The following is a 10,997-nucleotide window of genomic DNA, read 5'->3' on the forward strand; positions in this document are numbered from 1 at the left end:
CACCCCCACCGCCGCGCCGACGCCCAGCTCGTAACAGACCAGCGCGGCCTCGTACCACCACGGGTGCGAGAAGCCCCGGTGGGACAGCAGCACCACCAGAAGCACCACCGGGGCGTCGTTCATCCCCGACTCGGCCTCCAGTGTCGCCACCAGCCGGGGCGGCAACCGCAGCCGGCGCAGGGTGGCGAAGACGGCAGCCGCGTCGGTGGACGAGAGCACCGCGCCGTAGAGCAGCGCCAACCGCCAGTCCAGCCCCAGCAGCAGGTGCACGGCGACGCCAACCACCACGATGCTGACGATCACGCCGACCGTGGAGAGCGCGGAGGCCAGCCCGAGCACCGGGCGCAGCGTGGTCCACCGGGCGGTGAGGCCACCCTCCGCGATGATCACGATCAGCGCGCAGAAGCCGAGGGTCCGGGTCAGCTCGACGTCGTCGAAACGGATGCCCAACCCGCCCTCGCCGATCGCCACGCCCAACGCCAGGTAGACCAGGAGGCTGGGCACGCCGAGCCGGGTGGAGAGTCGCACCGCACCGACAGCGACCAGCAGCACGGCCGCACCGAGCAGCAGCGCGATATCCAACCCGCGCGTCACGGCTGCCTTGCCTGGGCTGTCCTCACTCGGCGGATCCGTCACGCAGGCGGCGCAGCACCTCGGTCATCTCCGGGCCGGGCCGGTCGACGATGAAGAGCTTGTCCCGGCTGGCCGCGCCGGAACGCAGTGACACAGCGGCAGGTCGGACGCCCAGCGCACCGGCCAACGCCCGGCGGGCCGCCTCGGTGGCCCGACCGTCGACGGCCGGGTCGTGGACCGCGATCACGAGGGCGGGACCGTGCGGGCCGTCGAAGCGGCCACCCACCCGGTCCCGGGACGCACCGGGCTTCACCCGTACCGCCACGGTGAGCGTGTCCTGCGGGGGCACCGGCACCGCTTCAGAACGGCCGGACGTCGGCGAGGAGAGCGGTCGCCGGCGCGCAGTGCGCACACGGAGTGAAGCCGAGCTCCACGGCCTCGGCGACCGGCAACGTCTCGGGCTGCCAGCCAGCCAGGTGGGGGCAGTTGTCGAGGTGGTAGCGGGGGCGGCCGTCGACGACCTCGACGGTGTCGAGCAGTCGTGCCACCCGAGCCGCCTCGGCGGTTGTGATCTGCTGGGCGGCCGGCTCGTCGACCGCCGGGACCGCGCTGCCGAACTCGTCGTCGGTCGACGCCGCGACCGGCGACGCCGGGCTGACGGGCCGGGTCCGCGAGGGCGCCCCGTCGGCCGGGGTCACGGACGTCGGCACCGCGTCGACGCGCGGCGGGTCGTACGGCGACGCCTCGTCGACACGCGGGTCGAAGGGCGAGGCCTCGTCGGTCGGCGACACGTGGTCGACCGGCGGCACGGGTGGTTGCCGCCACCCGGTGCCGCCGGTACCAAACGTCGTGGGCATGTGCTGGACCGGCACCTCCGGCTCGACCAGCGGCGGCCCGTACGCGACACCCGGCGTGGCCTGGCTGGCCGTGCGAGGTGCGTCGGGGTGTCGCCGGTCGGTCCGGCCGGGATCCGCCATGGCGCGGTTGGCGGCTGCCTGGCGGGCGCCCACCACCAACGCCACGGCGGCCAGCAGACTGGCCGCGATGGAGATGACCAACAAGAAGCTGGAGCCACCGGCCAGGCCGAGCACCAGTAGCACCACCGCGACGAGGATGAGCAGGAGACTTGCGACTATCACGGCTCACCCCCGCCGCGTCGAACCGTCCAGGCCGGGCCGGCGACCGTCACCATTGGCGGACAGCGATCGCCGGCCGGTGCTCAGCGTCCGGCTTCGAGAGCGCCGGAGCGCCCGCCGCCGCCGTACGAGCCAGCGAGGCCCGCTGCGGCCAGTCCGTTGCCGCCAGCGACCCGGCCGGCTTCGGAGCGGGTCATCTCGGCCTCAAGGCCCTGGCCGCGACCGTCGAGGTCACGCAGCTGGCTCTCCAGGTACGCCTTGAGCCGGGTGCGGTACTCGCGCTCGAACTGCTTGAGCTCCTCGATGTGCTTCTGCAGGGCCGTGCGCTTGGCGTCCAGGCCGCCCATGGCCTCCTGGTGCCGCTGGCGGGCGTCCCGCTCAAGGGCGTCAGCCTTCGCGCGCGCCTCCCGGGTCACCTCCTCGGCCTTGCTGCGAGCCTCGGACAGCAGCTGGTCGGCCTCGCGGCGCGCGTCGGACACGTGGTCGTCAGCGGTGCGCTGGGCCATCATCAGCACGCGCAGGGCCTGCTGCTCACCGTCACCGGTGACGCCGCCGGCCGGGCCACCGGTCGCCCGGACCTGCTCCAGCTCGGCCTGCATCGCGCGGGCAGCCTGCTCGGCCGCCGACTTGTCGCGCTGCACCCGGTCCAGTTGGGCCTTGACGTCGTTGAGCTCCGCCGCCAGTCGGGCGTCGCCGCCGGGGCCTGCGGGGGCACCGCCACGGCCGCCGCGCTCCACCTGGGCGCGCAGCTCGTTGTTCTCCTCGATGAGACGGGCGAGCTCGCGCTCGACCTCATCCAGGAAGGCGTCGACCTCCTCCTCGTCATACCCCCGCTTGCCGATCGGCGGCTTTTTGAAGGCGACGTTGTGGACGTCGGCCGGGGTCAGCGGCATCGAAACTCCTCGGGTCAGTTGCGGCCGCGAAAGCGCGTCGGTCATCAGGCAGATGCCGTGATCGACGGCCCTAACACGAACTCCATCAGCACGAACAGGATAACCAGGAGCACAAGGGAGGCCAGGTCGATGCTCACGGTACCAATTCGCAGCGGAGGGATCACACGCCTCAACGCGTTGAGAGGGGGATCAGTGACGCTCCACACGGATTCCAATCCTGCCGATGCTCCACGCCCCGGTTGCCAGCGCCGGCCGTACTGCAGGACGGCGCTCAACACGAACCGGGACAGAAGAAGGAGCAGGAAGACATAAAGGATCAGGTACAACACCTGCAGTAAGATCGACAACACGGTCAGCGACGTCCCTCGGGTCGGGCGGGGTCAACTCAGACTGAAAAAGCCGCCCTCAGCGATCTTGGCTTTGTCCTCAGCGGTGACCTGGACGTTTGCCGGTGAGAGCAGGAACACCCGATTGGTCACGCGCTCGATCGTACCGCGCAGGCCGAACGCCAGTCCGGCGGCGAAGTCCACCAGACGGCGGGCGTCGGCCTCATCCATCTCGGTGAGATTGATGATCACCGGGACGCCGTCGCGGAAGTGCTCACCGATGGTGCGCGCCTCCCGGTACGTGGTGGGGTGCAGCGTGGTGATCTGGTAACGCTGCTCCTCCTCGGGCAGGGCTCGCTCGCGCGGCGTGACCTGCGGCGCGAGGGCCAAGTTGTCCCGGGTGTGGTAGGTCAGCGCACCGGAGGTGTCGCCTGCCGACGACCGGGTGATCGACCGTACGCTGGACCGCTCGATCCGCTCCGGACGCTCACCGTCACCGCGCTCGGACTCGCTCAACCGCCCGCTCGACCGCTCGGAGAGTCGACCCCGCCCGCTGTCGCGCGGCCGGGGAGCCGGCGGCTCCTCGGTGTCGTCCTCGTCGTCGTCGGCGAACTCCTCGGCGTACCGGCTCTGCCGGTAACGCGAGTCGCGGTAGCCACCCTTGTCGTAGCCACCGTCATCGTAGGCCCGCTCGTCGTCTTCTTCGACCAGACCGAGCCAGACCCCCGCCTTGCGCAGTGCACCCATCCCGCGCCCTTCCGTCCGCCGTGCGGCACGCGCCCCCGTGCCGTGTCGCCCGTCGCGAGTGGACAACCAATGCCCATCGGACCGGAACGGCAATCCCCCGGCGCGCGATTCGCGTCGCGCGCCACGACCCCCGACTAGGAGACGCCCGCCCCTGAAACAACACTGATGTAATTTGCATGTCTCGCGGTCAGGCTACCGCAGCGTGGGACGCATTCCGAGCAACGCGCTACCGACGCGGACATGTGTCGCGCCGTAACGGATCGCGATTTCGAAATCTCCGCTCATCCCGGCGGACAACGCGGTGGCTCCCGGATGGACAGCCCGAAAGGCGTCGGCAACCTCGGCGAGCCGGGCGAACGCCCGCTCCGGCTCCCACCCCAGCGGCGCGACCGCCATGAGACCGACCAGACGCAGCCCTGGCGCTTCGGCCACCGCCTCGGCCACCGGCTCCAACCCGACGGCCGGATCCGCCGAATCGGGCAGGGCCCCGCCCCGGGCCGCGTCGCCGTCGATGCTCACCTGGAGCAGGGCGTCGAGCGGCGTCTGCCGGTCGGCGGTCGCGGTGGCCAACGCCCTTGCCAGCCGGACACTGTCGACGGAGTGCACCACGTCGGCGTAGCGGACCACCGAGCGGGCCTTGTTGCGCTGCAACTGGCCGATGAAGTGCCAGCGGGGACGCACCCCCGCGGCAGTCACCTCGGCGGCCTTGCCGGCCGCCTCCTGGTCGCGGTTCTCCCCCATGTCGGTCACCCCGAGCCCGGCCAGCGCCAACACGTCGCTGGCCGGGTAGGTCTTCGTCACCGCGATCATCGTGACCTCGGCGCGGTCCCGGCCGGCCTGCGCGCAGGCGTCATCGATCCGGGACCGAACCTGTGCCAGCCCGGCCGCGAGTTCGGCGCGCCGATCCGGTCGTACAGTGGCTGAGCTGTCGGTCATCGGCGGTGCTCAGGACCCGTTCTTGAGGAAGTCGGGAACGTCCACGTCGTCGAAGAGCACGCGACGCGGCGACTGGGCCGGAGCCGGGTTGGTGGCCGGCGGCGGCACCGGAGTGCTCTGCGGTGCCGGCTGGTTGGTGTTGGTCTTGCGGGTCGGCTCGGCGGCCTTGTACGCGGGCGTGCCGCCGTCGAAGCCCGCCGCGATGACCGTCACCCGCACCTCGTCACCGAGCGCGTCGTCGATGACCGCGCCGAAGATGATGTTGGCGTCCGGGTGGGCCGCGTCGGTGACCAGCTGAGCGGCGTCGTTGATCTCGAACAGGCCCAGGTCGGAGCCGCCGGCGATGGAGAGCAGCACGCCTCGTGCGCCGTCCATGCTCTGCTCCAGCAGCGGGCTGGAGATGGCCGCCTCGGCCGCCTCGACCGCGCGGTTCTCGCCGCGGGCGCTGCCGATGCCCATCAACGCGCTGCCGGCGCCGCTCATCACGCTCTTGACGTCGGCGAAGTCCAGGTTGATCAGACCCGGGGTGGTGATCAGGTCGGTGATGCCCTGCACACCCGAGAGGAGCACCTGGTCGGCCGTGCGGAACGCGTCCATCATGCTGATGTTGCGGTCACCCAGGGCCAGCAGCCGGTCGTTCGGGATGACGATCAGCGTGTCGCACTGGTTGCGGAGTTCGTCTATTCCCGACTCGGCCTGCACCTGGCGGCGCTTGCCCTCGAAGGAGAACGGCCGGGTCACCACGCCGATGGTCAGCGCGCCGAGCTTGCGGGCGATGTTGGCCACCACGGGCGCGCCACCGGTGCCGGTGCCGCCACCCTCGCCGCAGGTCACGAAGACCATGTCGGCGCCCTTGAGCACCTCCTCGATCTCGTCGCGGTGGTCCTCGGCGGCGTTCTTCCCGACGTCCGGGTTGGCCCCGGCCCCCAGGCCACGGGTCAGCTCCCGACCGACGTCGAGCTTGACGTCGGCGTCGCTCATCAGCAGCGCCTGCGCGTCGGTGTTGATCGCGATGAACTCGACGCCCTTGAGCCCAACCTCGATCATCCGGTTGACGGCGTTGACGCCGCCACCCCCGATGCCGACGACCTTGATGACCGCCAGGTAGTTGTGCGGAGGTGTCATCTCCGGTCCTTTCCTTCGAGATTGGCTTCGGCCGACCGGGTACGGCGTGGCCAGCCCAGCGGCCGACGACAGCTGTCACCAGCGAGAATCAGGGGTGAACCCTAACCCTCTACTAGAGGCTTACAGTTATGTCAACCACTGATCCTCTTCGGGGCAACGTAAGCGCCACCGCCCGATGAGCCAAGGACCCGGACGGCGTGTCGCCGAGCGGAGCGCGACGGGTCACGTCCGGGCACGCTCACCGGTCAACGAAAGGTCACCACGTCCGGGGCGCTCACGTCGATCCGGTCGGTGTCCTCGTCGAGCAGCGCGGTGGCCACCCGGGCCTTGTCCGTGCCCCGGGTCGCGTCGCCCCAGACCACCGTCCGGTCCCCCCGCAACCGCAGGCTGATCCGGGCCAGCCCGGCCACGTTCACGTCCACCAACTCGGCGCGCAACTGCGGCGTCAGCGCGACGAGCACCTCCAGCGCGGCCCGGGTGCCCGGGTCGTCGGCGGCCGGCCGGGCCACCGTCACCTGCGGCAGGCCGGCTGGGCGTCGCTCCACCGTCCGGAACGCCACCCCGCTCCCGTCGATCAGGGCGAACGCCTCCCCCTGCGGCACCACCGCCACCGCGGTCCGCTCGGTCACCCGCACCACCAGCGCGTCAGGCCAGTCCCGGGAGACCGTGGCCCGCTGCACCGCCGGCAGCGCGCCGACCCGCCGGGCGGCGGCGGCCAGGTCCACCCGGGCCAGCGGCACCCCGTCCGGAACACCGACCGCGTCGTGCACCTGCACCGGAGTGACCAGGTCGGCGCCCTCCACCCGCACCTCACGCACACCGAACAGCCCGGTGCCGAGCACCGTCCAGGCGACCAGCCCGGCCAGGGCGAGCACCCCGGCGGCCACCGCCCACGGCAACGCCGCACGCATGCGACGCTGCCGGGCCCGCGCCATGAACCGGCGGGTCGAGGGCGGCACCGCGTCGCGACCCGCCCGGACCAGCTGCCACCGCCGGGCCGGACCTCGGCGCGGGGCACCGCCATCGGCGGCGCTGGTCCGCCCTCGGGCCGGGCCGGAACTCATCCGGCCGTGGGCGCCGAGCCGCCGGGCACGGCGGTGCCACCGAGAGCCGCGCCGTCGCCACCGGACGTGGCCCCACCCGGGACCGGATCACCGATCGCCGGAGCGGTGGCCACCGGGTCGACGGCCGCGGTCGGTGCCGATCCGCCCGAACGCTCACCCAGCGCGGCCAGCAGCTCGTCGCCCATCAGCGAGATCGGCGGGGCGCCCATGGTGACCACCACGTCCCCCGAGCGGGCCCGACGGGCCACCTCGACCGGGGCCTGCTCCCACGACTCCACGAAGACCTTGCGGTCGGCGGGCAGCTCCACCGCCGCGATCAGCGCCGCCGAGCCCTCGCCGGGCTGACGCAGCTCACCGGGCCCGAAGACCTCCAACAGCACCACCTCGTCGGCGATGGCCAACGCCGCGGCGATCTCCGCCTGGTTGTCCCTGGTGCGGTACAGCCGGTACGGCTGGAAGACGACGATCAGCCGGCCGTCCCCGGCGACCTCGCGCAGCGTCTGCATCGCCAACGTCATCGAGGTCGGGTGGTACGCGTACTCGTCGTAGACCAGCACGCCGTCCGCGACACCCTTGCGCTCGAAGCGCCGCCGCACGCCGGGGAAGACCGCCAGCGCGGCCTCCGCCGCCTCCAGCGGCAACTCCAGCAGGTACGCGGTCAGCACCGCGGCGGCGCTGTTCAGCCCCATGTGCCGTCCCGGCACCGGCAACCGGAACTCGCCCAGCGACCGGCCGTCGATCGCAGCCAGGTAGCGCACCCCCCGTGCCGAGGAGACCATCTCGGTCAGCCGCAGGTCGGCGTCCTCCGCCTCCCCGTAGGTGTACACCCGTCGCCCCTCGGACCGCAGGCTCTCGGCCAGCCGTCGACCGCCCGGGTCGTCGGCGCAGGTGATGATGAACCCGTCCGGGTTGGTGAGGCGGGCGAACTCCACGAACGCCGCCTCCAGCGTCGCGTAGTCACCGTAGGTGTTCAGGTGGTCCGCCTCGACGTTCGTGATGATCGAGACGTACGGGCGGTAGATGAGGAACGAGCGGTCGCTCTCGTCCGCCTCGACCACGAAGTGCTCGCCGGTGCCGTGGTGGGCGCCCGAGCCGACCTCGGAGATCTCGCCGCCGATCACGAAGGACGGGTCCACCCCGGCCTGCTGAAGCACCATGGTCACCATCGAGGTGGTGGTGGTCTTGCCGTGCGTGCCGGCGACCGCCACCGCCCGGCGGCCGGTCATCGCCGCGGCGAGCGCCTCCGAGCGGTGCAGCACCCGCAGGCCGCGCCGACGCGCCTCGACCAGCTCCAGGTGGTCCTGTGGGATGGCCGACGAGTAGACGACGGTGTCCACGCCGTCGAGGTTGGTCACCTCGTGGCTGAGGTGGATGGTGCCGCCAAGCGCCCGCAGGCCGGCCAGCGACGGCCACTCACGCAGGTCGCTGCCGGAGACCCGGATGCCGCGGGTGAGCAGCAGCCGGGCCACGCCGAGCATGCCCACCCCACCCACTCCGATCAGGTGGACGGCGCCCAGGTCCTCGGCGGTGAGCGTGCCGGCCGGCGTGAACTGCGCGGTCATCGGGCCACCGCCGCCAGCACGAAGGAGCGCAGGGCCTCGTCGCCGTCGCGTCGGCCGTACGCCGCGGCGGCGGCACCCATCGTGTAGAGCCGCTGTGGGTCGCGGATGAGGGGGACGACGGTGCGCTCCAGCCAGTCCGGGGTGAGCTCCGCGTCGTCGACCAGCAGCCCGCCGCCGGCCTCCACCACGGGCAGCGCGTTGCGCCGCTGCTCCTGGTTGCTGTGCGGGTACGGCACGTAGATCGTGGGCAACCCGATCGCGGCCACCTCGGCGACGGTCATCGCCCCGCCCCGGGCCAGCATCAGGTCGGCGGCGGCGTAGCCGAGCTCCATCTCCGACAGGTACGGCAACGTCACGTACGGCACCGGCAGGTCGGTGGGGATCGGCACCGGCTCGTTGCGGGCGCCCATCACATGCAGCACCTGCACACCGTTGCGGGCCAACTCCTTGGCCGCCCCGGAGACCGCCAGGTTGATCGAACGGGCGCCGGACGAGCCGCCGGAGACGAAGAGCACCGGCAGGTCCGGGCGGAGCCCGAAGTGGGCGCGGGCGGCGTTGCGCAGCGCGTACCGGTCCAGACCGGTGATGGCGCGCCGCAGCGGCACCCCGACCACTGTGGCGTCCCGCAACGACTCTGCCTGGCTCGGCTGATTCGGGAAGCCGACGGCGACGTTCTTGGTGAACTTCATGCCCAGCCGGTTGGCCACACCCGGTGGCACGTTCACCTCGTGGATCACCATGGGCAGCTCACGACGCCACGCGGCCAGATAGGCCGGCACCGAGACGTACCCGCCGAAGCCGACGACCACCTCGGCGCGCACCTCGTCGATCACCTTGCCCGCGGCGCGCGCCGCGGTCCACATCCGGCCCGGCGTACGGACCAGGTTCATGTTGACCGACCGGGGCAGCTGGTACGCCGGGATCTGCCGCAGGTCGTAGCCCTGCGGCGGGATCAGGTCGTTCTCCATGCCCCGGGGTGTGCCGAGGCAGGTGATCCGGACGCCGGGGTCGTGTCGGCGCAGGCAGTCGGCGAAGGCGAGCAGCGGGTAGACGTGCCCCCCGGTGCCACCTCCCGCGAGCACCACCGAACGCAGCGGACCCATCAGCGTCTCCTCTCGCTCGCCGTACCCCGGCGGGTGCGGTCCTGGCGGACCCCGCGCGGCGCGGCCTGGTCGTCATGGCGCCGCTCACGGGACCGGGGCACGGACCCTCGGCCAGCGGGCGGCGTCGCCGGTCGGCGACGCCGGCCGGGAAGCGGCGGCAACGGGGCCCAGAGTAGTCGGACCCACCGGGCCGGCGGACGGGCATGCAGTGCTCTGGCCGCATCGGGTTCGGCACGGGCGAACGACGCCAGCATGCCGACGCCGGCCAACGTCACGACCAGGGCACTTCCGCCGTCGGAGATGAACGGCAGCGGCAGGCCGGTGATCGGCAGCAGCCCGACCACCCCACCGATATTGATCACCGCCTGGCTGACCAGCCAGGTGGTCACGGCGGTGGCGGCGAGCCGGCGGAACGGGTCGTCGACCCGCCGGGCGATCCGGAACCCGGTGTACGCGAGGACCGCGAACAGGCTGAGCACCACGACGCTGCCGATCACGCCCAACTCCTCGGCGATGATCGCGAAGATGAAGTCGTTGTGCGCCTCGGGCAGCCAGTCCCACTTCAGGCTGCCCTTGCCCAGCCCGACACCGAACCAGCCGCCGTGCTCGATGGCCAGCCGCCCCTGGTAGAACTGCAGACAGCCGTCGAGTTTGCAGATCTCCGGGTCCGGTGGATTGAAGAACATGGCCAGCCGGGCGAAGCGGTAGTTGTCCTCGCCGCTCTCGCCGGAGCCGGCACCCAGCGAGGCCACCGCGACCAGCAGGCCGATCCCGACCAGCCCGGCCGCCGCCAGTGCGCCGAAGACCCGCATCCGCACGCCGGCGGCCCAGAGCAGGCCCACGACCAGGGCCAGCAGACAGAGCATCGTGCCCGTGTCGTTGTAGCCGACCAGGACGAAGAGCAGGCCCATCACCGGGAAGAGCGGGGTGGCCAGCTCGCGCCACCAGCCCAGCGCGGCACCCTTGCGGGCGATCAGGTGCGCACCCCAGAGCACGAGCGCGAACTTGGCCAGCTCGGAGGGCTGAAGCTGGATCCCGCCGACGAAGAGCCAGTTCAACCGCGCCTCGATCGGGCCGATCTGCCCTGATTTCTGGTGGGTCAGCCGGGCGTAGGCGAGCAGCAGGTTGAGCACCAGCAGCAACCCGATCGCGGCGAACAGCAGCGGCCGACCCAGCGACCGGTAGGTGCTGGCCGGCAGGCGCTGGCAGACCCAGAACGCCCCGATGCCGATCACCGCGAAGATGGCCTGTTTGGTCACCGAGGCCGAGGCGTTGCCGTCCTCGGCGTAGTCCTTCACGCTGGTCGCCGAGAAGACCATGGTCAGCCCGATCAGCAGCAGCAGGCCGGCACTCGACAACAGCAGGTAGTAGCTGGCCAGCGGCCGGTCCAGCAGGCCGCGCAGCGCGGCGAGCCCGCCGGCCACGTCGATGCCGCGCAGCGGTGTCGACGCCACGGCCTCCGGCTCGCGTCCCGCCGGCCCGGGCTCCCGCGCCCCGGGCCCGGATTCGCGGGCCGCCGCGCCGGGTTCCGG

General features: G+C 72.1%; 12 protein-coding genes. All 12 read right to left on the reverse strand.

What is annotated here, in order from left to right; all coding sequences use genetic code 11:
• The coding region (locus tag DLJ59_RS35605) for a cation:proton antiporter domain-containing protein (protein ID WP_208648952.1) at positions 1-594 on the reverse strand (594 nt) is incomplete at its 3' end.
• 22 nt (positions 595-616) lie between these two features.
• A complete protein-coding gene (locus DLJ59_RS35610) occupies positions 617-928 on the reverse strand; it encodes a DUF167 domain-containing protein (RefSeq protein WP_425271485.1) in 312 nt (103 codons plus the stop codon).
• A 4-nt stretch (positions 929-932) separates the two neighbouring features.
• Positions 933-1,712 (reverse strand): hypothetical protein, encoded by a 780-nt coding sequence (locus tag DLJ59_RS38380; RefSeq protein WP_124778503.1) that lies wholly within the window; start codon positions 1,710-1,712, stop codon positions 933-935.
• Between the two features lie 80 nt (positions 1,713-1,792).
• Positions 1,793-2,602, reverse strand: a complete 810-nt coding sequence (locus DLJ59_RS35620) for a DivIVA domain-containing protein (protein ID WP_036411965.1) — start codon at positions 2,600-2,602, stop codon at positions 1,793-1,795.
• 44 nt (positions 2,603-2,646) lie between these two features.
• The gene (locus tag DLJ59_RS35625) at positions 2,647-2,952 is read right to left on the reverse strand and encodes a YggT family protein (protein ID WP_124778504.1); all 306 of its coding nucleotides are present in this window, start codon (positions 2,950-2,952) and stop codon (positions 2,647-2,649) included.
• A 30-nt stretch (positions 2,953-2,982) separates the two neighbouring features.
• On the reverse strand, positions 2,983-3,675 hold the full coding sequence (locus DLJ59_RS35630) for a cell division protein SepF (protein ID WP_124778505.1): 693 nt from the start codon (positions 3,673-3,675) through the stop codon (positions 2,983-2,985).
• A 192-nt stretch (positions 3,676-3,867) separates the two neighbouring features.
• Complete coding sequence (locus DLJ59_RS35635; protein WP_124778506.1) at positions 3,868-4,611, reverse strand: YggS family pyridoxal phosphate-dependent enzyme; 744 nt, start codon at positions 4,609-4,611, stop codon at positions 3,868-3,870.
• A gap of 9 nt (positions 4,612-4,620) precedes the next feature.
• On the reverse strand, positions 4,621-5,736 hold the full coding sequence (gene ftsZ / locus DLJ59_RS35640) for a cell division protein FtsZ (protein ID WP_124778507.1): 1,116 nt from the start codon (positions 5,734-5,736) through the stop codon (positions 4,621-4,623).
• 245 nt (positions 5,737-5,981) lie between these two features.
• A complete protein-coding gene (locus tag DLJ59_RS35645; protein WP_124778508.1) occupies positions 5,982-6,800 on the reverse strand; it encodes a cell division protein FtsQ/DivIB in 819 nt (272 codons plus the stop codon).
• On the reverse strand, positions 6,797-8,362 hold the full coding sequence (murC, locus tag DLJ59_RS35650) for a UDP-N-acetylmuramate--L-alanine ligase (protein WP_124778509.1): 1,566 nt from the start codon (positions 8,360-8,362) through the stop codon (positions 6,797-6,799). Before murC ends, DLJ59_RS35645 begins: the two co-directional genes overlap by 4 nt.
• Positions 8,359-9,465 carry an undecaprenyldiphospho-muramoylpentapeptide beta-N-acetylglucosaminyltransferase gene (gene murG, locus DLJ59_RS35655; protein ID WP_124778510.1) on the reverse strand — a complete coding sequence of 369 codons (1,107 nt, stop codon included), beginning with the start codon at positions 9,463-9,465 and terminating at the stop codon, positions 8,359-8,361. Before murG ends, murC begins: the two co-directional genes overlap by 4 nt.
• Positions 9,465-10,919: an FtsW/RodA/SpoVE family cell cycle protein gene (locus DLJ59_RS35660; RefSeq protein ID WP_124778511.1), complete on the reverse strand. Its 1,455-nt coding sequence runs from the start codon at positions 10,917-10,919 to the stop codon at positions 9,465-9,467. The genes murG and DLJ59_RS35660 overlap by 1 nt, the downstream gene beginning before the upstream one ends.
• Between the last annotated feature and the right edge of the window lie 78 nt (positions 10,920-10,997).

It is taken from the genome of Micromonospora inaquosa, from assembly GCF_003857055.1.
GTDB lineage: Bacteria > Actinomycetota > Actinomycetes > Mycobacteriales > Micromonosporaceae > Micromonospora > Micromonospora inaquosa.